At 70.5% G+C, this 23,549-nt stretch carries 23 protein-coding genes and 1 pseudogene; 12 read left to right on the forward strand and 12 right to left on the reverse strand.

Annotation, left to right across the window (positions count from 1 at the left end; genetic code table 11):
* The first annotated feature begins 391 nt into the window (after window positions 1-391).
* The 3 genes from ACFVYK_RS23575 (at window position 392) to ACFVYK_RS23585 (ending at window position 2,745) form a co-directional block, all read left to right on the forward strand.
* Entirely contained in the window at window positions 392-1,162 is a 771-nt protein-coding gene (locus ACFVYK_RS23575) for an aminoglycoside phosphotransferase family protein (RefSeq protein ID WP_389777236.1), read from the forward strand.
* Window positions 1,163-1,633: 471 nt separating this feature from the next.
* Window positions 1,634-1,906 (forward strand): VOC family protein, encoded by a 273-nt coding sequence (locus tag ACFVYK_RS23580; protein ID WP_389777239.1) that lies wholly within the window; start codon window positions 1,634-1,636, stop codon window positions 1,904-1,906.
* A gap of 83 nt (window positions 1,907-1,989) precedes the next feature.
* Window positions 1,990-2,745, forward strand: coding sequence for a hypothetical protein (locus tag ACFVYK_RS23585; RefSeq protein WP_389777242.1), 756 nt, complete (start codon window positions 1,990-1,992; stop codon window positions 2,743-2,745).
* A gap of 128 nt (window positions 2,746-2,873) precedes the next feature.
* Here the strand turns inward: ACFVYK_RS23585 and ACFVYK_RS23590 are convergent, their stop codons facing one another.
* The 4 genes from ACFVYK_RS23590 to ACFVYK_RS23605 form a co-directional block, all read right to left on the reverse strand.
* Entirely contained in the window at window positions 2,874-3,368 is a 495-nt protein-coding gene (locus tag ACFVYK_RS23590) for a hypothetical protein (RefSeq protein WP_389777244.1), read from the reverse strand.
* Window positions 3,369-3,506: 138 nt separating this feature from the next.
* Window positions 3,507-4,244, reverse strand: coding sequence for an anti-sigma factor domain-containing protein (locus ACFVYK_RS23595; RefSeq protein ID WP_389777247.1), 738 nt, complete (start codon window positions 4,242-4,244; stop codon window positions 3,507-3,509).
* Window positions 4,241-4,798 carry an ECF RNA polymerase sigma factor SigK gene (sigK, locus tag ACFVYK_RS23600; RefSeq protein ID WP_389777250.1) on the reverse strand — a complete coding sequence of 186 codons (558 nt, stop codon included), beginning with the start codon at window positions 4,796-4,798 and terminating at the stop codon, window positions 4,241-4,243. Before sigK ends, ACFVYK_RS23595 begins: the two co-directional genes overlap by 4 nt.
* A gap of 150 nt (window positions 4,799-4,948) precedes the next feature.
* Window positions 4,949-5,356, reverse strand: a complete 408-nt coding sequence (locus ACFVYK_RS23605) for an ATP-binding protein (RefSeq protein WP_389777252.1) — start codon at window positions 5,354-5,356, stop codon at window positions 4,949-4,951.
* A gap of 445 nt (window positions 5,357-5,801) precedes the next feature.
* Here ACFVYK_RS23605 and ACFVYK_RS23610 point away from each other — a divergent pair, with 445 nt between their 5' ends.
* Entirely contained in the window at window positions 5,802-6,095 is a 294-nt protein-coding gene (locus tag ACFVYK_RS23610; protein WP_389777254.1) for a hypothetical protein, read from the forward strand.
* A 500-nt stretch (window positions 6,096-6,595) separates the two neighbouring features.
* Window positions 6,596-7,105, forward strand: a complete 510-nt coding sequence (locus tag ACFVYK_RS23615; RefSeq protein ID WP_389777257.1) for a hypothetical protein — start codon at window positions 6,596-6,598, stop codon at window positions 7,103-7,105.
* A gap of 11 nt (window positions 7,106-7,116) precedes the next feature.
* Here ACFVYK_RS23615 and ACFVYK_RS23620 read toward each other — a convergent pair whose 3' ends face one another.
* From ACFVYK_RS23620 to ACFVYK_RS23635, 4 genes are read right to left on the reverse strand one after another with little or no spacing between them, the layout of a single operon-like run.
* Window positions 7,117-7,365, reverse strand: coding sequence for a hypothetical protein (locus tag ACFVYK_RS23620; protein ID WP_389777260.1), 249 nt, complete (start codon window positions 7,363-7,365; stop codon window positions 7,117-7,119).
* A gap of 17 nt (window positions 7,366-7,382) precedes the next feature.
* Window positions 7,383-10,151 carry a bifunctional YncE family protein/alkaline phosphatase family protein gene (locus tag ACFVYK_RS23625; protein ID WP_389777263.1) on the reverse strand — a complete coding sequence of 923 codons (2,769 nt, stop codon included), beginning with the start codon at window positions 10,149-10,151 and terminating at the stop codon, window positions 7,383-7,385.
* 4 nt (window positions 10,152-10,155) lie between these two features.
* The gene (locus ACFVYK_RS23630; RefSeq protein WP_389777266.1) at window positions 10,156-11,514 is read right to left on the reverse strand and encodes an ABC transporter permease; all 1,359 of its coding nucleotides are present in this window, start codon (window positions 11,512-11,514) and stop codon (window positions 10,156-10,158) included.
* Complete coding sequence (locus ACFVYK_RS23635; protein WP_389777268.1) at window positions 11,511-12,452, reverse strand: ABC transporter ATP-binding protein; 942 nt, start codon at window positions 12,450-12,452, stop codon at window positions 11,511-11,513. Before ACFVYK_RS23635 ends, ACFVYK_RS23630 begins: the two co-directional genes overlap by 4 nt.
* Before the next feature lie 187 nt (window positions 12,453-12,639).
* Between ACFVYK_RS23635 and ACFVYK_RS23640 the strand changes: the two genes are divergently transcribed.
* Both ACFVYK_RS23640 and ACFVYK_RS23645 read left to right on the forward strand, forming a co-directional pair.
* On the forward strand, window positions 12,640-12,804 hold the full coding sequence (locus tag ACFVYK_RS23640; RefSeq protein WP_389777338.1) for a hypothetical protein: 165 nt from the start codon (window positions 12,640-12,642) through the stop codon (window positions 12,802-12,804).
* Window positions 12,805-13,130: 326 nt separating this feature from the next.
* Window positions 13,131-13,559 carry a hypothetical protein gene (locus ACFVYK_RS23645; RefSeq protein WP_389777271.1) on the forward strand — a complete coding sequence of 143 codons (429 nt, stop codon included), beginning with the start codon at window positions 13,131-13,133 and terminating at the stop codon, window positions 13,557-13,559.
* Window positions 13,560-13,592: 33 nt separating this feature from the next.
* On the opposite strand, the gene ACFVYK_RS23650 is transcribed toward ACFVYK_RS23645, so the two are convergent.
* Window positions 13,593-14,249: a response regulator gene (locus ACFVYK_RS23650; protein WP_389777273.1), complete on the reverse strand. Its 657-nt coding sequence runs from the start codon at window positions 14,247-14,249 to the stop codon at window positions 13,593-13,595.
* The gene (locus ACFVYK_RS23655) at window positions 14,246-15,397 is read right to left on the reverse strand and encodes a sensor histidine kinase (RefSeq protein WP_389777276.1); all 1,152 of its coding nucleotides are present in this window, start codon (window positions 15,395-15,397) and stop codon (window positions 14,246-14,248) included. The genes ACFVYK_RS23650 and ACFVYK_RS23655 overlap by 4 nt, the downstream gene beginning before the upstream one ends.
* A gap of 112 nt (window positions 15,398-15,509) precedes the next feature.
* Here ACFVYK_RS23655 and ACFVYK_RS23660 point away from each other — a divergent pair.
* Window positions 15,510-15,734 (forward strand): annotated as a pseudogene (locus ACFVYK_RS23660) (hypothetical protein); the annotation flags it as partial.
* A gap of 101 nt (window positions 15,735-15,835) precedes the next feature.
* Here the strand turns inward: ACFVYK_RS23660 and ACFVYK_RS23665 are convergent.
* Window positions 15,836-17,293 carry a HupE/UreJ family protein gene (locus ACFVYK_RS23665; RefSeq protein WP_389777278.1) on the reverse strand — a complete coding sequence of 486 codons (1,458 nt, stop codon included), beginning with the start codon at window positions 17,291-17,293 and terminating at the stop codon, window positions 15,836-15,838.
* On the reverse strand, window positions 17,290-18,513 hold the full coding sequence (locus ACFVYK_RS23670) for a DUF3500 domain-containing protein (RefSeq protein ID WP_389777280.1): 1,224 nt from the start codon (window positions 18,511-18,513) through the stop codon (window positions 17,290-17,292). Before ACFVYK_RS23670 ends, ACFVYK_RS23665 begins: the two co-directional genes overlap by 4 nt.
* Window positions 18,514-19,147: 634 nt before the next feature.
* Between ACFVYK_RS23670 and ACFVYK_RS23675 the strand changes: the two genes are divergently transcribed.
* The 4 genes from ACFVYK_RS23675 (at window position 19,148) to ACFVYK_RS23690 (ending at window position 23,498) form a co-directional block, all read left to right on the forward strand.
* Window positions 19,148-19,636, forward strand: coding sequence for a sigma-70 family RNA polymerase sigma factor (locus ACFVYK_RS23675; protein ID WP_389777282.1), 489 nt, complete (start codon window positions 19,148-19,150; stop codon window positions 19,634-19,636).
* A complete protein-coding gene (locus tag ACFVYK_RS23680; protein ID WP_389777285.1) occupies window positions 19,633-20,391 on the forward strand; it encodes a hypothetical protein in 759 nt (252 codons plus the stop codon). The genes ACFVYK_RS23675 and ACFVYK_RS23680 overlap by 4 nt, the downstream gene beginning before the upstream one ends.
* Before the next feature lie 204 nt (window positions 20,392-20,595).
* The gene (locus ACFVYK_RS23685) at window positions 20,596-20,775 is read left to right on the forward strand and encodes a hypothetical protein (protein WP_389777287.1); all 180 of its coding nucleotides are present in this window, start codon (window positions 20,596-20,598) and stop codon (window positions 20,773-20,775) included.
* On the forward strand, window positions 20,775-23,498 hold the full coding sequence (locus ACFVYK_RS23690; protein ID WP_389777290.1) for an FAD/NAD(P)-binding protein: 2,724 nt from the start codon (window positions 20,775-20,777) through the stop codon (window positions 23,496-23,498). Before ACFVYK_RS23685 ends, ACFVYK_RS23690 begins: the two co-directional genes overlap by 1 nt.
* Window positions 23,499-23,549: the final 51 nt, after the last annotated feature.

The following is a 23,549-nucleotide window of genomic DNA, read 5'->3' on the forward strand; positions in this document are numbered from 1 at the left end:
AGGTCAGCGCCGTGGCCCGGCAGCAGCTGGCCCATGCGATGCGATGCGAGCAGCCCCGCAGCAGCAGCGCGAACAGCGGCCGGCCGTGGTCGCGCTGCAGTGCGGCGAGTCCTGCGTCACTGACGCGTGCCCAGGACCCAGACGCCGACGGACGCCAGGCAGCCCGTCAGGCGGCACTCCACTGGTGCGCGGCGAACGGGTGCAGGACCGGAGCGGACCTGGCGGGCAGCCCGAGGATCGTGCAGGTGGACAGGGAGGAACCACGCCTACTGGCGGAAGCTGACGGGCGCCCCGCTGCGCGATGCGCCGCCGACACATCAGGCCGACAGCAATCGCCTGCGCCGAGTAATCCGAGTGTCTCTTCCTCGATGGCGTGGGTAGCCTCTCACGGGTGGCCAACGAGGACGTGTTGCAGGATGACCCTCATCGGCAGGTCGTGCGGATCGGCGACACGGTCCGCAGACCCGTGCAGCCCTGGACTGAGACGGTCCACGCGCTTCTGCGCCATCTCGAAGCGGTGGGTTTCCAGTGCGCTCCGAGGGTCCTGGGGTTTGACGAGGACGGCCGTGAAGTTCTGACCTATATCGACGGCGATTCAGGGCCGTTGGGCTGGGACAGGGTCGTGCAAGACGAGGGCTTGACCGCCTTTGCCCGGCTGTTGCGCGACTACCACGACGCGACTGCGGACTTCCGTCCGCCGGACGGGGCTGCCTGGGCAACCGGTCCGGCAGTGCCGGCCGCCGGTCACGTGATCTGTCATGGCGACTTCGGTCCGTGGAACGTGGTCTGGCAGGGGTGCCGGCCTGTCGGGATCATCGACTGGGATTTCGCCCGGCCGGCGGCGCGTCTGCATGATGTGGCCTACGCACTGCAGTACATCGCCCCGTTCCGAGACGATGCCGAGTGCATCCGCTGGCTGCACTTCCCGCAGCCACCCGACCGCCGGCACCGCTTGGAGCGGTTCTGCTCCGCCTACGGCTTGTCCTCCACCGAGGGCATCATCGAGGCCGTCATCGACAGGCAACGGGAGAACATCGATCACGTACGCCAACTGGCCGCCAACGGGCACCAGCCCCAGGCCACCTGGGTAGCTGACGGCTATCTGCAGGATCTCCGGCGCAAGGTGGCATGGAGCGAGTCGCACCGGCAGCTGTTCCAGTAGCAGCTCGCTGCCGTCGGGCCGTCGCGAGGACTGCTGCCTTTCCCGTGTGGTGCACGTTCCAGGGTGAGAAACCGTTCCAGGTCACCCACGGCGGCCCGCTGTACGCCCAGGGCCATTACACGGGTTGCTCAACTCCGGCACCCGACCAGTGCCGGGTCCAGGTCGATCTCCAGGAGTACGTGCGCGACGGGTACTGGCGCGCGGTGAAGCACAAGGACAGCGGGTGGACGAGGTGCAGCGGGCGCTACACCACACCAGGGCTCACGTGCGTGCATGATGGAGAAAGGGAGACGTACAACACTCAGGTGACCTTGCAGGTCGAGTACCACGGACGCTTCAGCGAACCCGGAATCGCAGACACGCACAACACCGTGATCGACTGCTGAAGTCCGTTCACCCGTAACGGCCTGCCGGATTGATTCGGTAGGCCGTTTTCGGCTTCGGTCGCACAGATGAAAGTGAGACAGCAGCATGCACATTCATTTTGAAGCAGTAGACCCAGAGAAAATGATCAGGTTCTGGGGCGGCATCCCGGGTTGGGGTGGGTACAGCGTCGGCGAAGCGAAATCTCCGGCTGTGCTACCCGTCGTCACTGTCCTTGTCGGAACGATCGCCGAACAGGTTCAGACGTTGATCGCCAAGGGCGCCTCTCTCGTGGAACCTCACGATTGCATGCACGCCCTGATGGCGGATCCGGAAGGCAACAGGTTCATGGTGGTGCTCGACCCCGATCACGAAGCATGACGTTCTCCAGCGTGGATGCGGCCCGGCGTACGGCACTCGCCACGGTTCCCGCTCGCTGAGGCCGAGTGGCCTTCTACGATCCAGTGCATGGATCCGAGCTGCTGGAACGGATCACCGCGCGGCGTGCGGAACTGGACGAACTCGAAGAGCAGCTGGCCAAGCAGTCGGCGAAGGTGCGGGCCGAGCGGGACGAACTTGCCGTCGCCGAGCGGGTCCTGGAGCGGGTGAGCGACCAACTCGCCGACGAGCGCGCCTCAGCCGCGCCGATGCCCGGGCAGGTGGGTGGACGGTCGGTGATGCTGATTCCGCACCGCGAGCCGGACCTGGAGGAGACCATGCTCCCGCCGGACTGTCAGCGCGTCCTCGCCGCTGTGCGGCAGGCTGCCGGACCCGTCGTGGCCCGGCATGTCGGCGAGATGCCGGGAGTCGACGTCAGCGTGCGGGCCAAGCTGGAACCACTGCGCGGGAGACTGGTCAGACTCGTTGATCGCGGCTGGCTGCGCAAACTGCCCGACGGCCGGTTCACCACCCGCCTGCGACCGGGGACGCTGTCGTCCGGAGCCGTCCAGCGCGAGCGTAACCGCGGTGCCTCCGGCGGCCGTTGGAATTGTGTGACGAAAACCAAAGGACCCCGGCGCCTGTCGGCGCCCTGGACGCCGTGCCCGTCGACCACCGACCCACGCACCGCGCACCGCGCACGAGCGTCTGGCATGGGCGGCCGTCGGCGTGGAAGGCCTCGTCTTCGAGCACCTGGACGACGCCTACCACCCATCGGCCAGAGGCTGGCACGAATACTGAAAGCCACAAGACGACCGAGGCCCGTCGGCGCGGTTTGTTGAGCGGTTGCTTCGTTACGCCCATCCAGCGGTTGGCCCGCCCACCGGGCGGTGGGCGGGCCGTCGGGCGGTGGGCTGGCGGGCTGGCGGGCTGGCGGGCTGGCGGGCTGGCGGGCTGGCGGGCTGGCGAGTCAGTATCCAGCGCGGACTGATGCGCCGTACGCGTCACGTAGCCTGAGAACCGTCGCCGGCCCGACGCATGCGGGCCACACCTGGATGAGGTACCACTCGGTCACCTCGTCGGGCGCGAGGTCGACCGCGGTATCCCGGCCTCGGGCATGGATGCGCAGACGGTAGTCGCCGGGGCCGTCGAAGGACAGGACGGGCAGTTCTTCGTCCAGATCGTCCATCAGTCCGCGAACCATGAGGTCGCTCGACGCCGAGTGCGCGGAAATCTCCACGCACTCCTGCCAGTCACCGTCGTCCGGTGCGGGCTCGCTCTCGTGACGTGCGACCGTGACATGGACGGTGCCGGTGTGGATGCCGGTCAGGACGGTGACGACTCCGTCGGTGACCTGGACGAGTCCGTTGTGGTCGGGCGGGAGATCGGATCCGGCCGGCCCGTCCTCGTCGCTGATGTTGAACTGGTGGTACTGAACCGGGACGAGTCCGCCGGCCCGTTCCATGTTTCGCCCATCTCGCAGTCCGTACCCGCAATGGAGCGAGGCTACTTGATCCATCCCAGGAACCGGTCCTTCTCGATAATGCGGTCGTGCAGGTGAGTTGAGCGGGACGACTCTGGCAGGGAATCCAGCCGTCGGCGCTCAAGAAGTGAGGGAGATGATGCCCAAGGGCTCCGTGCTGGGCTGCCTTGAGCCACCAGGCGGTTCCACAGTGATGCCGACGGCGACGGCGCCGGCCAGAGGGCCTTCCAGGAGGCGGGCGTTCTGGTTCGTCTCACTGCGCAAGAGGCCCGCAGGGCGCAGGGCGCCCGTATCTGCGGCGTACCAGAGTTCGTAGACCTTGTCGCCGGTCAGATCCGGCAGGCCCTGGGCGGTGAAGACGGCGCTGCCCTGGCCCCGGGAGACGACGACCGCGGCAGCGGCCCCGCCGGTGAGTCCTGCCGTGTGCAGCGTAGCGTCAGATGCGGTGACGACGTCGGTGAGAGCCTCGTTGGCCGAGCGGGCCTGGGCTGCCTGAGAGCGGGCATCCTCGGCTTGGGAGTGCTGCCAGACAGCGGTTCCCCCAAGGGCGGCGACCGCTGCGATGCTCGCGGCGAGAACAAGGTTCAGGGCGCGGCGGCCGAGTGAGCGCGTGTGGCGGCGGGAGCGGTCCTGGGATACGCGGGTGATGGAGTCCAGCGTGCCGGCCCGCAGATGCGGCGCCACCGGCATGGAGTGAACCGTCGCCAGAGCGGCGGTGGCCTCCTGCAGTGAGGCGACCTCGTGGCGGCAGGTCTCGCAGCCGGCCAGGTGATTGTCGAAGGCCGCTTCCTCGGCCGGAGGCAGAGCATGCAGGACGTACGCGCCGAGCGAGAGGTGCGGATCCTCCTGGAGTGTCATGGTTTCCCCTCCAGGCAGGTACGCAACTGCTGCAGGCCTGCACGCATGCGGGACTTCACGGTGCCCGCAGGGGTGCTCAACGCCTCAGCGACCTCAAGGTAGGTCAGGCCCTGGTAGTAGGCGAGGACCAGCGGAACGCGCTGGACCCGGGCCAGGGAGGCCAGGCAGTGATAGACGCGCCGCTGTTCGTCGTGGATCAGGACGGTCTCTGCGACTTGGTCGAAGTCCGGTTCGGCAAGGAGCGAGGAGGCACGTTCGCGATCCTTACTGGCCTGGGCGGTGCGCACCCGGTCCACCGTGCGCCGGTGCGCAAGGGTGAGCACCCAGGCTTTGGCCGTTCCTCGCTCGGGGTCGTAGCGGTCCGCGGTGCGCCATACTTCGATCATGACGTCCTGGGTGACCTCCTCGGCCTGGGCAGGGTCACGCAGGATGCGGCAGGCCAGTCCCATGACGGTCCCGCTGAACGCGTCGTAGATCTCCGCGAACGCATCCGTGTCGCCTTCGGCGACACGGGGCAGCAGCTCCTCCGCTCGTATGCCTGGTTCGCGCAGCAAGATCCGTTCCCCTCGTAATGCTGCGCTCCGGGGTGTCGCCCGCAGCGCGCTGTGTGCCCTGTTCGACTCTGGCACCGGCTGCTGCCTGGCGCAGGCCGGATAGGCGTGCGGGTGACATCGGTGCAGGCCATGGCCCAGTGCCCAGGTGGTCTAGCCTGTCTCCAGCCACAGAAGGACGTGCACCGTCTTGCCTCCGAGCGCGGGAACGATCCGGACTTCTCCCCCGAGCCGGCAGATGATCTCCATGCCGAAGCCGCCATGAGCGCCCGCGCCCGCCCGTGCGTGAAGATCGGGAAGCTCTTCGCTGTGGTCCGCAACGGCGATGTCCCATTGCGCGCCCTGGACGGTGAGGGTCAGCAGGCACGGTTCCTGGGTGTGACGGACCGCGTTGGTCACCAGCTCGGAGACGATGAGCACGGCGTCAGCGACGCGGTCCGGCCGATCGGCGGTCTCCAGCCACCGCTCGGTTATGTGGCGGGCCACAGCCGGGGCGCGACGGCCGCAGGGCAGAGCGACGGCGCGGCGCCGCGTGGCCGGCAGGGAAACGACGGTGGGCATGACCGCCCCCTCGTTGGGCTTCAGTAACAGTCTTTTCTCTGTGCTGGTAGTTCGTAGCCGTGTGCCGGACGGATGACATGCGCGGAGCGTTCGACCCGGCAGTCGCGGCCGACGCCTGAGCAAAGGCCCTGCCGTGCCTGGGCCGGATGCCGGCCGCGCCGGCCCATCGGATGATCGATGCACGATTTTTCCTGTTTCGTCATCCGTCACGCCGCTGACTCCGAATCCCTTGTGTCAGACACAACAAGGCATCGAACTCGGTTCGTGTGACGTATCCGCCGCTCCGTCTCGCCGCCACGGAAGACAGGGACGGCATCACCTCCTCGTTGTGTTCGCCACATGCTCTGACAAGGAGATTCATGCGATGACAGCGTCCATGCGAGTCCGGCGGCTGGTGGTTGGAACCGCTGCCACGGGGCTGCTGGCCGGAGGTGCCGCTCTCGGCATGTCCACAACGGCCGACGCGGCTCCCGCTCCCTCTTCCGTCGCCAGCGTGGTGACCGGCGACCATCACGACGGGTGCGAATGGCAGAAGGGACACTGGGAGAAGACGTGGGTCAAGGGCCACTGGGAGAAGAAGCAGGTCGACCACAAGACCTGGCACAAGGGCCACCACGACATGCACGGCACCTGGCACCAGGGCTTCTGGGAGCACCACCACACCTACAAGTGGATCTATGTCCCCGGCCACTGGGACCACCACTGGGTCAAGGGCCACTGGGACTGCAAGCACCACTGACGCCGATGCGGGATGAGGGCCGGGGCCGATACAGGCCCCGGCCCTCACCTGTGCCCCGCAGGCACCTCACTCGCACGGCGTCTCTCCCGCCACCGTTTCCCACCACCGTTTGCCGCCACCGTTTCCCACCACCGTTTGCCGCCACCATTTCCCGCCACCGTTTCCCGCCACCGTTCGCCGCCACCGTTTCCCGCCACACGACCGTGCTGCGGGACGCCGGACTGATCACCACTCGGCGCACCGGAGCCAAGGCGTACCACCTACCGACCCCGCCCGGAACCCAGCTCACGAGCGGCAGGCAGAAGCGACCGCACCCGCGAAGCGCGCACACGACGCTGTCCGGGCACCGCTCCATCTCCTGACCAGCACCCTTTGACCGTCGTCAAAGTGCTTGGCCGGAGAGGCTCGGACGACACAGCATGGATGTCTCGGCGAACCCCGACCGGGCCGAACAGCACGACAGCCTCGGCCTGGGGGAACCAGGACAAGGAGAGATCTGAATGCAGTCGATCAAGCAGATCCCGAGTGGCACCACGGCGGCAGTCGCCCGCGGAGCCGCCGGCCCGACTCCGGAACGGCACAGGAGGGGAAGACACCTGCGTGCCCGCTCCCTGCGAAGCGGCTTCCTCGCACTCGTGGCGGCGACGGCGGTCCTCGCCGGCGGTTCCCAGGCGGTGGCGGCGCAGCCGCTTTCTCAGGCGAAGACCGTCTCGTCCCACGCACCGGCCCCGGCCACCGCCCTGGCCAGGGTCTACCTGACCACGGTCATCGACCAGTGGACGCACTACACCCCCGACTCGAGAACCTCGTCCCACGCGGGCACGCTGTACCGGGGGCTCAGCTACTTCTACTGCTACACGGCCGGTGAGCTCTACTCGAACAACGGGCGGACGAGCGGGTGGTGGCTTCTCACCGACGACGACACCGGACACCGCAACGTGTGGGTGAACGAGGTGAACCTGGATGACTACGGGTGGGAGCACGACATCGAGCTGCTGCCCCGCTGCTGAGTGACGGCTGGTCACCCCTGGGCGGCGGACGACCTGGTCCATGCCGTGATTTCGTCGCCCACCGTGAACCCGACGACCGCCCCGCCTCCACGCGTCGCGGCGGCGTCCATCAGCCGGTAGGCGAGGGCGGGCGGGTCGCCGTCGTGCGCGGACGGCTCGGGAAGGCGGCGGGTCTTCTGCCGGGCCGGCGACGCCCGCTGAACGAAGGGGCTGACAACGAGGCCGCCCTCCGGTCGGCGATGCGCCGGCCGGAGGGCCATGCCGGGACTCGGCTCCGTCAGCCGTCGGACTCCGCCGACGGGAGGTAGGCGCCGGGTACGGCGTTCGGCGCGTACACCTTCTCGTCACCGGGGTACGGCTTGGTGAAGTCGTGCGTCTGGTACCAGGTGTAACGGTTCATCTGCTCGGCGTTGGCGTAGTCGGGCACGGCGTTCGGCCCGGTCAGCCGCTGGTGCGACGCCCACGTCTTCCACTGCGCCGCCACCGTCCGCGCGGCCTGCGGCACCGCGGTGGACGTCGGCGCCGCCGCGGCCTTGGTGTCCTGCGGCGCAGGGGTGTCCGAACCGCAGGAGGGCTGGGGGCTCACGCCGAGGGTCAGCGACGTCCGGTTGGGCACTGCGGTGAACGAAGTGTCGTCCGCCTTCTGGGTGAACGCCCCGTACATCGGGGTGGCCGCGCTGTCGAGCTGGTTCATCGGGTGGACGCCGAGGATCTGCTCGATGGTGCGGACCATCGTGATCTGCGAGTAGTAGTGGTGGTCGACGGTGCCGTGCTTGGCGTAGGGGCTGATGACCTGGACCGGCGCCCGGTGGCCGTCGACGTGGTCGAGGCCGTTCTGGGAGTCGTCCTCGACGACGAAGATCGCCGAGTCCTTCCAGTACCTGCTGTGCGAGATCTCGTCGACCATCCGGCCGACCGCGAGGTCGTTGTCCGCGACCTCGGCGGACGCGTTCGCCGGGCCGCCTGTGTGGTCGTTGGAGAACCAGAACATGTTCAGGTTCGCCGGACCGTTCTTCTCGAAGTCCTGCTTCCAGATCTGCTGCTTGTAGATGTCCGGGACGTCGAGGTCGAACATCGGGAAGCCCTGCACCGACACCTTGTTGAGCGACGGGATCGCCGAACCCGTCTTGATGGGGTACTGGGTCTGCGCTCCGGTGGCGGCCATGTTCTTGCTGTCGCAGTACAGGTTCTGCCAGTTCGCGCCGGCCGGCTTGGACTCGATCGACTGGAACTCGCCGAAGTCCTTGACGGACTTCCCGGCCGCCTGCGCGCCGGTCCAGATGAAGCCCGTCTTCTGGTGGCCGAGAACGTCGTCCTCGGTGTCGTAGCTGCGCGTGTACTCGCCGGCGGAGGACTCGGTGTACTCCGGGTTGTCCGACTGCATCAGCCAGTTGTGGCCCTCGGCGGAGTTCGTGCCGACGTCGTAGAAGTTGTCGTAGAGCCCGAACTGCCGGGCCAGTGCGTGCTGGTTGGGCGTGACGTTCTCGCCGAACGTCGTCAGCGAGGAGTCACCGTCGCCCTGCGGCATGTCGCCGAAGACCTGGTCGTAGGTCCGGTTCTCCTTGACCAGCAGGAACACGTGCTTGATCGTCGAGGGGTCGCCCAGGCGCGCCGGGACCGGCAGCGGCTTGGCGTGGCCCTTGCCCTTGCCCTTGCCCTTGGCGGTGAGGACCGAGCCGGCCTTCCAGCCGTTCTGCTGGAACACCTTGGCCGTCCGGGAGCGGACGACGCTGTCGTCGGGCAGGGTGAAGTGGGTCAGGCTCGACGTCGTGTCGTGGGTGCCGTGGCCGGCGCCGGTGGTGGGGCGGCGGGCGTCGATACCACGGGTGTTGGACACGACCACCTGCTTGCCGACGGTGGTGATCGCCGAGGGGTAGTAGTCCGTGGGGAGCAGGCCGACGTAGCGGGCCGGCTGCTGCGCGGAGGTGTAGCGGTACACGGCGACGGCGTTGGCGCGGCCGAGCGTCACCAGCAGGCGGCCGTCGTCGGTGAGCGTCACCGCGTTGGGCTCGTAACCGACCGAGGCCTCCGGCCACGGCTGGGTGGCGATGGTCTGGACGACCTTGTCCTTGGCCGTGTCGATGACCGAGACGCTGTTGTCGGCGGTGTTCGTGACGAACACCGTGCCCTGCTTGGCGTACACGGCGGTCGGGTGCAGACCGACGTCGACGCTGCCGACGGCGGCGGATGGGTCCGCCGTGTCGATGACACTGACCGTGCCGCTGGTGGTGGCACCGGTGTCGGGGTCGGCCGGCGCCTGGGTGCCGTAGGAGTTCATGGTGGTGTCGCCGGCCTTGGCCGGACGCCCGCCCTCGTTGCTGACGTAGAGCTTGCCGCCCACCAGGGCGAGCCCGCGCGGGGCGTTGCCGACGGCCCAGCTCTGCTTGACGGTTCCCCTGGCCGCGTCGATGGCGACCACCTTGTTCTGGCCGTTGACCGCCGAGTACACGGTGGCGCCGTCGGCCGAGAACACCGCGGCGCCCACGAGCGCGCGCTTGGCGCCGTCGGCGGGGATGGCGACGGATACCGGCTTGGCGAGGGTGCCGTCCGCGTTGACGGTGAACTTGGTGTAGCCGTCGGCCTGGCCCAGCCACAGCTGCGTGCCGTCGGGCGAGTAGGCCGGGCCCTCCTGGCCGACGGAGCCGGTCTTGATGCGCAGGTCGTCGGCCGCGTTGGTGCCGACCTTCTGCTTCACCTGCCCGGTCGCGAGGTCCAGGACGACCAGTGAGGCGTCGCCGTCGGCGAGAGCGGCGGCGAGGCGGGTGCCGTCCGGGCTGACCGTGGACGACATGATCTTGCCGTCGTTGATGACGGTGCGGTCGCCGTACGGCTTGATGTACTGGTCGCTGGAGATGACCTGGCCGTTGCGGGTGACCTGGGCGACCTGCTGGGTGCCGAACTGCCACGTCGAGGCGACGGCGGTCCCCGTGACGCCGAGGGCGACGGCGATGCCGGCCGTCACGAGTACGGTGCGCCGACCGACGCGTCTGCCGAAGAGGCTGACCTGCTCTTTCTCGTCGACCCGGCGTTGCCGTGTTACCTGCATGGGCTTATCCCTTCGAGGTGGTGTCCAGCAGTTCGACGTTGCCGTCGAACTGCCAAAGGGGGTTCGGGGCGTCCCGGGTGGGGGTACGGACGAGGAAGTAGCCGTTCACTTCCTTCGGTCCGTCGCCGTCGGCCACGAACCGCCCGTCTGAGGCGACGTCGAGCTGGTAGACGGCCGTGCCGGCCACCGCGACGTCGGGGAGATGCCAGGTCACGACACAGCGCCAGTCGTTGCCCGCGCCCTCCTGAGCGTCCCGGCCGTCGCTCTTGGTGCAGGCCGCCGTGGCTCGCAGCTTCGCCTCCGTGACGGCGGGTCGGTGCAACTGCCGGGTCTGCAAGCGGTAGAGGTGGGCGAAGGCCGTGGCCACCGACCGCTGGACCTTGTCCTGCGTGATGCCCGAGCCCATGGAGGGGGTCGCTACGGCGACCACCGCGACGGTGAGGGCGGTCAGGGCGGCCGGCGGCAGCAGTCCGACGGTGAGGGCGCGGTGCCCGGCACCGTCGTAGGCCGGGTTGGTGAAGTCCCGCCGCACGAACAGCAGATAGGCCAGCGTCGTCGCCAGTGCGGCCCACACCAGGCTGACCGCGACTGCGATCAGGAGCGGCGTGAGCTGGGCCGGGCTGGTGAACAGGCCGTTCCAGGAGATGAAGGCACAGCCCGGCAGGGCGAGGCGTACGGCGACCGGCAGCGGCAGCATCTGGGCGACCTGCATGCCGAGCGCGACCAGTGGGGGCAGCAGCAGCCCCATCGGGGAGCGGCCCAGGGCGACTGATCCGAGCAGGCCGATCGCGGCGAGCGCCAGGGTCGGGGCGAGCGCGCAGAGCCACGCCAGCAGGACCCGGCCGGCCGCGTCTCCCGATGTCAGCAGGTGGCCGTCGAGGCCGACCAGCGGCTGGTCGCCGACCGACACCAGCCCGCCGAGCACGCTGGAGCACACCAGCCCGGCCATCAACAGCAGGATGACGGTGAGGGCGGCCAGCGACTTCGCCACGAAGATGCGCCGGGGCGAGCGGACCGCCACCAGCAGCTGGCGCCACGTTCCGAGGCGGTCCTCGGCGGCGAACACGTCACCGGCGACCAGCGAGGTCAGCAGCGGCAGCGCCCAGGTGCCCGCGAAGCCGAGCATCACCAGCGGCCCGGCCCAGCCCGTGGCATGCATCCAGCGGCCGAAGAGCGTGTCGGAGGGCAGCGTGCTCTGCTGGCTCACCCCGGCCACGAAGAGCGCCGGCGCGATCCAACAGGCGAGGACCAGCAGGCGGATCCGCCACTGCGAGACCAGCTTCACCCACTCGAAACGGTAGCCGCGCGCAAGAGGCACGCGGCGGACGAGGGCAACGCCGTCTTCGGCGATGGCCGTGGTCATCGGCCTTCCTCCTCAGGCTCGGTGAGGGCGAGGAAGGCGGCTTCCAACGGCGAGAGGACGGGCGCCAGTTCGCGCACCGCGACGCCCGACCGCACGAGGTGCGCCACCAGTTCGTCGAGCGCGGGCACCAGCGTCCGCACGACCAGCACTTCGGCGTCCGGCCGCATCCCGGTGTCGTCGACGATCCTGATCCCGTCCGTGTCGGCGGCCAGTCGGCGCGCGGCGCGCGGATCGGAGGTGCGCACCCGGTAGTCGAGTTCGCGGTTCTCGGCGGCCAGCTTGTTCAGCGGCCCGGAGAAGACGACCCGTCCGGTCGCGAGGATGGTGACCTCGGAGCACAGCGCCTCGAGGTCGTCCATACGGTGGCTGGAGACCACGACGCCGGTGCCGTCCGCGGCGAGCCGGGTGAGGACCCGGTGCACATGTCTCTTGCCGGACGGGTCGAGGCCGTTGGAGGGCTCGTCGAGCACCAGCAGCCGGGGCTTGGTCAGCAGGGCCGCGGCCAGACCGAGCCGCTGACGCATGCCCAGGGAGAAACCGCGGGCCCTGTCGTCGGCGACGTCGGTGAGGCCGACCTCGTCGAGCACCTCGTCGATGCCCGCCGTGCGCGCGTCGTGGCCGCGCAGTCGGGCCAGCGCGGCGAGGTTCTGCCGGGCGGTGAGCGAGGGGTAGAGACCGGGGCCGTCCACGAAGCCGGCGACACCGTCGGGAACCGCGAGCGCCCGCTCGACCGGCGTCCCCAGGATCTCCAGACGGCCGCCGTCGGCGACGGACAGGCCCAGCAGAAGGCCGAGCAGCGTCGTCTTGCCGGCACCGTTCGGTCCCACCAGACCGTGGATCTGCCCCTGCGTCACATCCAGGTCGACGCCGTCGAGCGCCACGACATCACCGAAACACTTGCTGATCCCACGCGCCCGGACCGCGAGAAGTACGTCCATGGTCCCCTCTTCCCAAACCCTCAGGAAACCTAGGGACGGCACACGGCACAGGCGAGGGACCAGGGTTGAACGTCCAGGGAACGGATTGTCAAGTCATGGCAAGTACATGGGTACGAAGTGCACGCATCGGCCCAGAGTCGGGCAACGGTGTCGGCTGCCCTTCGGTGACGGGTGATGCGCTGGTGCCATGCCGCCCGGCGGGGGGCGCCCGATCGACGGACAAGGGCTGCGCGAGGCGGGCGTACGACCGGTCGTGCTGACCCGCGGCCATCCGCAGACCGCCCGCGCCATCGCCGCGGACCGGGGCCGGCCGGACGACTCCAGCGTGATCACCGGCCGGCGGTGGCGATGACACGCGCTCCGCACGCCGTGGCGACCAACTGGCCGCCGCGGACCGCTCGCCCCGCGCCTCCCCCGACCGTAGGCGACGGGCAGACCGGGTCCGGACCGCCTCTGGCGCTTTGGTGACGAGGCCACCGGCCGACCCGCTGTAGCCCGCGGCGACCGCGCCGGTGGGCCGTGTCGTTCGCGGGGACGCTGAAGGGCCGTTGACAGCGGCAGAGGAGCCGGGCTCACCTGCGCGTACCCCACTGGTTTACCCGCGCGTACGCCACAGGTTGACCCGCACTCCTCCGAGCGTGGGATGGCTTCGAGCCCTGGGGGTGCCAGGCTCGCCTCATGAAAACGCAACGCAGGAATCGACGTCTTCTGGCCGCGTCCGTCACCGCCGGCGTGATGACCATCGCCACCCTGGCGACAGCCAGCCCCGCCTCCGCTTCCGCAAGAGTCTGCGGAAACGGCGGGTCCGACTCCCTGGGTTACTGGGAGGTCTGTTACGAGATCACCGGTCACGACCTGTATGTCGAGCAGGTCAAAGGGAGCGCGAGGCGAACCGACAACAACAACGCGAAGTCGATCCACATCGAATACATCAAGGCCGGCGGCGTGCACTGGAAGAACGGCCTGCAAGCCACCACCAACGGCCTGACGGACGTCTTCGTCCTCAACGGCTCCGTTTCGAGGGCGGGCAACTACTGCGCCAAGCTCTGGATCGCCAGCGGCGGCTCGCAGCACTACGGCGGTGAGGCCTGCATCTACGTGCACTGATCCAGGCCATGGGGCTGCCAGAGCATCCGGCCGCTATCCGCCGGGGGTCACGAGCCCCGATTCGTACGCCACGACCACGGCCTGTGCCCTGCTGTCCAGGTCCAGTTTGGTCATCGTGCGGTTGAGGTGGGTCTTGACGGTCGCCTCGCTGATGTAGAGGCGCTCAGCGATCTCCAGGTTGGACAGGCCCCGTGCGATCAGTTTCAGGACCTCCCGTTCGCGGGCGGTCAACGCCTGCAGGTCGGGGGGCTGTTCGCAGGCGGTCTGCCGGGCGTAGGCCTCCACGAGGCGGCGGGTGACGCTGGGCGCGAAGAGTGCGTCGCCGCCGGCGATCGCGGTCACGGCGGCGAGCAGCCGTTCCGGGCCGGAGTCCTTGAGCAGGAACCCGCAGGCTCCGGCGCGCAGTGCCCCGTAGACGTACTCGTCGAGGTCGAAGGTGGTCAGCATCAGGATGCGGGGCGGAGGGTCGCCGGCGTCGGCGAGGATGCGTTCGGTGGCCTCGATGCCGTTCATGCCGGGCATCCGGACATCCATGAGGATCACCTGGGGGGCGGTTCGGGCGGCCAGGAGGACGCCCTCCGCGCCGTCGCTCGCCTCGCCGACCACCTCGATGCCGGGTGCGGCACGCAGCAGGCCCACCAGGCCGGCCCGGATGAGGAACTGGTCGTCCACGACGAGCACGGTGGTCATGTGGTGGTGTCGTCCCCCTGCTGTGCGGCCCGCGCGGACGTCGGCAGGATCAGCCGCACGGCGAAGCCGCCTTGGTCCTGCCGGCCGATGTCGATCTGCCCGCCGTAGAGCTTGGCCCGCTCTCGCATGCCGAGCAAGCCGTGTCCGCCGCCGGTTCGTACTCTGTCTGGAATCGCCCCCTCGCCGTCGTCCGTGACCGAAACCGTCACCTGGTGCGGTTCATACCTCAGCAGTACCCGCGCACGCGCGCCGGGCGCGTGCTTGAGGACGTTGGTGAGCGCCTCCTGCACCACCCGGTAGGCGCACAGTTCCACGCCGGGGGCCACCGGACGCTCGACGCCCTCGACGGTCAGGGCGACCTCGGTCCCGCCGGCGCGGACGCGTTCGGTCATCTCGCCGAGGCGGGCCAGGCCCGGCATCGGGCCGGCGGGGGCGCCCTCGTCGGAAGCGCGCAGCACCATGAGCATGCGGCGCAGCTCTTCGAGGGCTTCCTTGCCGGTGGCTTCTATCGTGTCGAGCGCGGTACGCGTGGTCTGGCGGTCGGTGTCGAAGACGAACCGGGCGAGACCGGTCTGTACGGAGATCACGGACATGTGGTGGGCGACCACGTCGTGCAGTTCGCGGGCGATCCGGCCGCGTTCCTCGGCCACCTCGCGCCGGGCCCGCTCCGCCTGCTCCCGGCGCAGTTGCCGGGCCAGCTCGTTCGAGCGGCGGGCGAGGACACCGAACCGCCACAGCATCGCCGGGTAGACCACCGCCTGTCCGATGACAGACGCCCAGGAGTCGGTGTGGTTCACCGCCCCCGCGTAGATCCAGACCCCGCCCATCAGCGCGGCGCAGGCGACGGAGACGCGCGCCACGCGCACGGAGGCGACGGTGTAGACGGCGAGCATGGGTCCGAAGCTGCACACCACGGGCCAGTAGCCGACGGTGACGTACACCAGCCAGGTCGCGTGCACGAGGCAGCAGACCCTGACAGGGGCCCGGCCGCGGAGGACGAGCGGCAGGTGGACCAGGACGACCAGCGCGTAGGCGGCTCCGTCGAGCGGATTCTGGCCCTGCCGCGCGGCCTCCGGCCCCAGCAGTAGGGCCACGCCGGTCAGTGCCGCCACAATCAGCGCGTCGACGACGAGGGGGCGGATCCGCATCGCAGCAGCGTAAGGCCTGCGCTGCCTGACGGGCGTCAACCTTCCGCGGTACCGCGGAAGTTGCAGGAACCGGGAGACCACCACGCCGGCTCTGCCGGGAGTGCCGACCAGCATGGGGCGACACCCTACGCGGCCCGCCCGTAGCGTGAACGTCACCCCGTCCTTCCCGGGCTGGGCCTCGGGGCACGCGACGTTCGGCGGGGCCTGGGCCGGAGTGATGAAGCGCTGCTTCGGCAGCGACGACATCGCCTTCGACATGACGACCGACGAGCCTCAGTCACCGGTGAAGACCCGCCACTTCGCCGGCTTCAGCGCGGCGGCCACCGAAGACGCCTACAGCAGGGTCTGGCTCGGAGTCCACTTCCCGTGGGACGCGGAGGACGGCCTCACCCTGGGCGACGCGTCGCGGCCGTCAGCGGCTCGCTGCGCTCAAGCGTTCTACGTCACCGCCGAGTCGGCGCTCCGCGCCGGCTGGTCTCGATCGCGGGACTCACCCGTCGTGGCCGCGTGTGGCTCTCCCGGCCCAGGACGTGTCGCGGCCGGCGGCTCGGCCGGTTCGGGTCGTGCGTGGCGGCGGGTGACGGTGGCCAGGGTCCAGGCGGTGGCGGTGAGTGCGGTCACGGTGAGGGCGGCCAGCATCGGCGTGGTGTGGGATCCGGCGCTGTCGGCCGCCCGGGCGACGGCGTTGGGAAGGCCGAGGCGGTCGGCCAGCCAGCCGACGGCCGCCGTGCCCGTGAGCAGGGCGCCGGTCAGCCGCAGCACGGGCTGCACCCGCAGCCGGGCCAGCACCAGCAGCGAGGGCAGGGTGAGGCAGACCAGCAGGAGCTGGACCAGTTCGATGCCGAGGTTGAAGCCCAACAGGCTGGTCGCCAGCCGGCCGGTGGACAGGTGCAGCTCGGCCAGGACGAAGGAGAACGCCATGCCGTGGCCGAGCCCGAAGACCCCGGCCACGAGTGCTTCCCTGCCCGGGAAGAGGGGGCGGACGGCGTGGATCGCGCCGACGAGGATGCTGGCCGCGATGAACGCCTCGACCGGCCATCCGGGGAGGTGCAGGCGGCCGAGCGCCGTGGCGGCCAGCGCGACGGAGTGCCCGGCGGTGAAGGCGAGTGTGATGCGGCCGATCCGGCCGAGCGCGGAGCGGGCGCTGACCAGGCCGTTCCAGCGACCTGCGGTGGCCGCGAGGGGTGCGGGCAGGAGCAGGATCAGCAGGAAGAGCAGGTGGTCGGTGCCGGTGAGGATGTGGTCGCCGCCCAGGTTCACCATGGCGAGGAAGCCGCGCCAGGCGCTGCCGTCGCCGAGGTCGACCTTCAGGGCCGGGACGGTCATGGTCCGGGTGTCGATCCCGATGGTGCCGACCTGGGTGGTGGTCTCGCCGTCGATCTGCCCGGCGGCCCAGTCCTGGCGCACCGTCACCAGGGCGGTGTGGGTGATGACTTGGTGCACGATGACGTCGTAGCGGAAGGCGAAGCGGCGCGTGTCGGCGCCGGCCGGCGGGGTGAGCACGGCCTCGGCGACAAGCTCGCGGTAGGGGCCGGTGGAGGTCTGCTCGGTGCTGCTCAGACTGAGGGCTCCGATGACGACCTGCCAGTTCTCGCCCTGGGTGGTGGTCGGGTGGATGTGGTGGTCGAGGTAGGTCCGGATGGCTGCGGCCTTCGCGGACAGGGTGGCCTGGGTGGTGTCGCTCAGGTCGATCCCGCTGGCCCGGGAGAGGTCGTCGACCGGCAGTTCCAGGCGGGCGGAGACGGACGTCTGGTACACGTCGAGCTGCACCACCGAGTGCGGCATCGGATGCGCGGCGGCCGGCGACGCCCCCGTGAGGAGCGCCGCCGGTAGCGCGATCGCGATCCCGGCCACCAGGCGCAGTGCTGTGGTCAGCCAGTTTCGCGGTCGGATCATGAGAAGGAGAACTCGCTGCCGTAGTCGCGGGTGTGGTCCCGGTACACGGTGTGGTAGTGGACCTGGTCCCGGTAGACGACGCCGTTCTGGCAGACGAACTCGATCCACACACTGGGGCCGTCGATGCGGACGTAGTCGCCCTGGGCAGTCAGGCCCGTGCCGCCGGAGTAGGCGACGTAGGTCTGGTCGAGCTCCTTCGCGTACGTCTTCATCAGCTGTTTCGCGGTGGCGTCGTCCACGTCCGCGACCCACGGGTGGATCGCCGACAGGACCAGCTTCTTCTGCTGAGGCGACAGCGAGCCGACCTTGATGCCCTGCTTCGTCTGCGGGAACTGGCCGTCCTCGCCCGGGCCGAGCAGCACGTCACCGAACGACTGGGACAGCTTGGCCTTGGCCAGCTGAGCGGTGCTCAGACTGCCGGTCAGCTTCAGCAGGCCGTCGCGGAACTTCGCCATCGGCGCGTGCGTGGTGCCGTCGTCGTCGGTCCAGCTGGTCGGCTCGACGCCGGTGAAGAACGGGCTGGCGCCGGCCACCTTGCCGTCCTTGTAGGTGACGTTGACGGCGAGGTGATGGCCGCCGAAGTGCAGTTGCCAGGTGCCGTGCGCCGACGGGGTGCCCAGGAACGCCAGGAAGTACACGCCGCTGCCGTAGCCGCCCAGACCGCCGCCACCACCACCGCCGGGGCCGCCGGACGGCGGAGCGCCGGTCGGGACGTCGGTGGGCGTGGCACTCGGATCCGCCGAGGCCGAGGCGGACGCGGAGGCGTCGGCGGAGGCGGAGGGAGCGCTGGGCCCGCCGCCGGCCGGCGCGGAGCCGGTGCCCTGCGCCGAGGCGAGCACGTCGTCGGCCTTGAGAGTCTCAAGGACGTGGTCGTAGCCGGTGCCCTTGCCGGACCCCAGGGCCACCTTCAACACGTTCTCGGCCGCGGCCAGCTGCTCGTCGCTCAGCGAGCTGAACCGGATTCCGGGGCGGCAGGTGGACCCACACGGCAGGTTCGACCACGCGGTCGCGTTCGCCTGGGAGAAGTCCAGGACCGTCGACGCCTGCTGGTCGGAGTCCAGCGTGTTCAAGAACCCGTTGGCGGCGCTGACCACGGCCGCGACACCGCCGGCCTTCTTGTCGACCGGGTAGTGGACGCCGGCCTTCTTCACCTCGCCCGTGGACGTCGCGGCGTTGGCCGCCGCGAGACCGCCACCGACGAGGACGACACCGGCGGCCACGCCGGCTATGGCGCGCCACGTCCGTCGGCCACGAGCCCGACGTGTTCTCTCTTTGCTCACGAACAACTCCCTGAAGACAAGGATGGGGAACGGTGCGCCGACTGCGTCGGCACACCGTTGAGGGCACGCGCGTGATGGAGGAGAGAACTATCAGCAATGTTGTCAACGACTCAACGCCCGCAGCTTCGGTCCCGTCCCCTTTGGGGAACTTGCATCGCATCTTCGGCAGATTTGCTGGGCTCGTTGACAGGTCATTCTCATCGCAGCCCAAGCCGCCGAACCGGACGAGCTTGCTCTGGAGCGCTCTCGACCAGGGCTGGAACGTCGAGCCAGGCCAGCGGAGTTCGAGGACCACCGCAACAGTCGGCGGCGCACCGTCGCGGTGCCGTGGGGGTGAGGTGCGACGAGTGCTTCACAGGTGGTGTTCCAGGCGGCTTGTCCTCGATCAGGCGCCGAGATCCTCGGCGGTGACCTCGGCAAGGGTCCGGCCCGCGACGAAGGCCGGGGCCCGCATCAGAGCCGAGGCTGAAGGCCCTCGGACATCTCGTGGCCGTCTGCTGCGTCCTACGGCCCTCCTCGGCGCACTGGAAGGGTGAGACGGTCCGCCACCGGACGGACCGGGAGAGGGGGAGGGATGACGCGGGGCGCGGAAGCGGCTCTGCACGCCTTCGTCGAGGGAAGACGGACGGCGTTGTTCCGCAGCGCATTCCTGCTGTGCGGCAACCGCGACGAGGCCGACGACCTCGTCCAGACGACGCTCGTCAGGGTCGTCCTCGGCGCGCGCCGACACGGGCGGCTGGACAACCTGGAGGCCTACGCCCGCAAGACGCTGATCAACACCTTCATCGCGGGGCGGCGCCGGTTCTGGCGGCGTGAGCGTCCCTACGGCGAGCTGCCCGACGTGGCGGCACAGCCGACGGACCGGGACACCGGGCTGATGGTCCGGGCCGCGCTCGCCGCGCTACCGCCGAAGCAGCGGGCGGTGCTGGTGCTGCGCTACTGGGAGGACCTCGGCGTGACCGCGACCGCCGAGGTGCTGGGGATGCGGGAGAGCACGGTCAAGAGCCACACGGCGAGGGGGCTCGCGGCACTGCGGGCCGCGGTACGGGAGGAATTCGTATGAGCGAGCTGGAAACGGTGCGCGAGCTGCTGGGGCGCGCGGTCGACACCGTGCAGGCGCCCGTGGGCGGGGGCGACGAGAGCGTCTTCGCGCGCGCCGCGGTGCTACGGCGTCGGCGGCGGGCTGCGGTCACGGGTGCGGTGGCGGCCGTGGTCGCCGCGGGAGCCGTCCTCGGGTCGGGTGTCCTGCCGGACAGGGCCGGGGGGCGCAGCGCGGCCGCCGCAGGGGTCGGCGCGGGGGTCGGCAGCGCAGGGGCCGGCACGGGGGCGGCCGGCTTCGCGAAGCAGTTGCCCGACGGGGTGGGCAAGCTGCACGAGGTCGACATGACGCAGTTGCTCGGCGTGCGGACCTCGGATATGACCAAGAAGGGGATCGGACCGTACGACGGGGACTACGCCGTCGCGCGGGACGGGGGCGTCGGCTACCTCACGGTCCGCGTGAAGAACAAGGCCCAGGCCGGCGGCGTCACCACGTGCCTCGACCTCCCCCCCGCACAGAAGTGGCAGACGGACTGCACCAGCGAGAAGGTGCCCGGCGTCGGCCTGCTGTCGATCTGGCAGGCATCGGGCGCGAAGGCCGACAAGGCGTCGAACAGCTGGTTGGAGGCCTGGCTGGTACGGGACGACGACACCGTGCTGTCCATCGGGGACTGGACGGGCATCCATGGCCCCGGCAAGGAGGGGCCGCCGCTGAAGACCTACCCGCTGACGAAGGCGCAGCTGCGGCAACTGGCTCTGAACCCGGCCCTGTTGCCCTGAGTGACCCCGCGTGGAGGGGGCGGTGCGGGCAAACCCCCGCACCGCCCCCCTCCGCGCGTGCCGTACCGCTGCAACACCAGGGGGGCGAGCGCGGCTGATGCGACTCACGAGCGGTATTCGACCCGTCTTCGACCGAAGCGATCGAGGATGCCGCCAGGCGGGGAGGTGAGAGACCTCGTTCGGCGTTCGGCGTGAGGAGTGGGTATGCGCAAGGTCGTTTCCCGTGGACGGCACCACGTTCGCGCTCGGGCTCACACCCTGGCCGCCGGGTTCGTGCCGCTGTCGGACGTCATCGCGTCGCACTGTCTCGCCTCGGTCCTCGGCGGCGGCCGGGCCGAGCTCGGTCCGGCCGGCGGTACGGCGGGCGAGGGGGGTCGGTTGTGATGCGCCGTGTCGCGATCGTCGGGGCCGGTGCGGCGGGGGCGCTGACGGCGGTTCAGCTGATGCGTCAGGCCGACCGGGCCGGCCGGGCCGTCGGGGTATGGCTGATCGATCCGTCGCAACGAACCGGGCCGGGTGTCGCCTACGGCACGTCCGACCCGCGCCATCTCCTCAATGTGCCCGCCGCCCGCATGAGTGCCTTGCCCGACGACCCCGGGCACTTCCTGCGCTGGCTGACGGACCGCGACCCGCATACCGCGCCCGGTGACTTCGTGCCCCGCCAGGTGTACGGGCAGTACCTGACCGACCTCGTCGAGCGCACCGCCGACGCCTGCGGACAAGCCCGGCTGCACCGGGTGCGGGAGAAGGTCGTGGCCGCCCGTGAGCAGGGTTTCGGGCTGGCTCTGCGGCTCGCCGGCGGCGGTGAGCTGCGGGTGGACGCGGCCGTACTGGCGTTGGGCAACCTCGCTCCGGCACAGGACTGGGCCGGAGCCGAACTCAGCCAGTCGGGGCGTTTCGTAGCCGACCCCTGGGCGCCGGGCGCGCTGGACGGTCCCGCCGAGAAGGGGGACGTCCTGCTCGTCGGCACCGGTCTGACCATGGTCGACCTGGCCGCCACGCTGGCCCGCCCCGACCGCGTGCTGCACGCCGTGTCCCGCCACGGGCTCCTTCCCCAGGAGCACCTGCCCGCCGCGGCCCCGCCGGCCGAGCCACCGGACCTGGACGGTTCACACGGTCTGGACGCGTTGCGCCGCGACGTCCGACGGCACCTCTCCGCCACCCGCCGCGCCTGCGGCGACTGGCGCCCCGCCCTGGACGGGCTGCGCCCGCTGACGGCGGCGCTGTGGCAGCAACTGCCCCTGGCCGACCGGGTCCGCTTCCTCGTCGAGGACCTGCGGACCTGGGAGGTGCATCGCCACCGCATGGCGCCCGCGACCGCGGCCACGCTCCGTGAGCTGCTGGCGTCGGGCCGGCTGCGGATCGGCGCCGGGGAGGTGGTCCACGCCGCGCCGGCCGGCGACGCGGTGGAGGTCGTCCTCAGCGACGGCACACGGCTTCGGGTCGGTGCGGTGGTCAACTGCACCGGGGCGCGTACGGGCCCGCGCGGCACGGCGGATCCCCTGGTGCGCTGCGTGCTGGACCGCGGCTACGCCCGCCCCGGCCCCGCCGGTCTGGGGCTCGACACCGCCGGCGACGGACGGCTGGTCCCCGCGGCCGGCGCCCCGGGCCTGCGGCTGTGGGCGATCGGGGCCGCGCGACGCGGGAACCTGCTGGAGACCACCGCCGTTCCGGAGATACGCGCGCAGGCCGCCGAGGTCGCCGGCGACGTGCTGGCCGCGCTCACTGCCCGTCGCGCCCCCGTGCCGACCGACCGCTACGGGCAGCGCCTGAGCACGTCACCCGAAGCGGCGGAGCTGTACGACCAGGCGCTGGAGCGCATCCTGGCGGGCAGCGTAGGCGCCGAGGCACTGCTGACCGAAGCCGTCGGCGCCGACCCGGGCTTCGCCGTCGGGCACGCGACGCTGGCGCTGCTCGGCCACGAGTGCGGAAGCGCCGAGGAGACGCCTCAGGCGCTCGCGTCCGCCCGTCGGGCCGCGGCCGCGCGGGCGGACGACCGTGAACGTGGCCTGGTCGCGGCGGTGGACGCCTGCCTGACCGGTACCGAGGAGCGGGGCAAAGCGGCCCTGCTGGGTCACATCGCCGACCATCCCCGGGACGCGCTGGCGGTGAGCGCGGCCGTGCCCACCGTCTCCTTCAACGGCGTGACCGGCGCCGAGGAGGCCTGGGAGCTGGTCGAGAGGCTGTCGGGCACCTACGGGGACGACTGGTGGTACCTGGGCCAGCTCGCCTTCGTCCGGCAGGAACAGGAGCGTTGGGAAGAGGCCGAGGCCCTGGCGTCCCGGGCCCTCGCCGCACAGCCCCGCGCCGGGCACGCCGTCCACGCCCGGGCGCACGTGTACTACGAGACCGGCGAGCACCGTGCCGGCCTGGCCTGGCTGGACGAGTGGCTTCGCCGTCATGGGGACGGGGCGGCCCATCGTTCCCACATCTCCTGGCATGCGGCCCTGCACGAACTGTCGCTCGACGACCGTCCCTCGCTGCTGCGCCGCTACCGCCGGGAACTCACCGCCTCCCACGTGAGCGGAGGTCGGTTGCTGGTCGACTCCGCCTCGCTGCTGTGGCGGGCGCGCATGACGGACAGCTGGAGTGGCGGGCTGCCCGTCGGCGAGCTGCTGGACGCGGCTCCGCGGCACTGGCTGGACGCGCCGGCGACGAGCTTCGCCGCCCTGCACAGCGCGGTGGCCCACGCCGCCGCCGGGGACCTCGACGCCCTCGGGCGGCTGCGGGCCCATGCGCTGGCCCATCACCAGCGGGTGTTCGCGCTGGTGATCGCTCCGCTGTGCGACGCGTTGTCGGCCGTGGTCCGGGAGGACTGGCGGCAGGCGGTACGGCGGCTTCGGCCGCTGCTGCCCCTGGTCGCGCACGTGGGCGCCAGCAAGGCGCAGCAGGAGGTGGTGGAGGAGACTCTGCTGCACGCTCTGATCGCGGCAGGCGAGTACGACCGGGCGGCATGGCTGCTCGCCGTCCGGCTGGACCGCCGTGCGTCGCCGTTGGACCGGCGGCGGCTGGAAGCGGTGCGCGGGCGGCGTGCGGAACGACGCGAGCAGCGGCACGCGGAGCGGCGTGGACCCGCGGTCGTCGGCACGTCCTCGGGACTCGTCTGACCCGCCTGACCGACCGCGCTGTCGCGTCCTCGCGTCCTCGCGTCCTCGCGT

It is taken from the genome of Streptomyces sp. NPDC058291, assembly GCF_042880855.1.
In the GTDB taxonomy this organism is placed as follows: domain Bacteria; phylum Actinomycetota; class Actinomycetes; order Streptomycetales; family Streptomycetaceae; genus Streptomyces.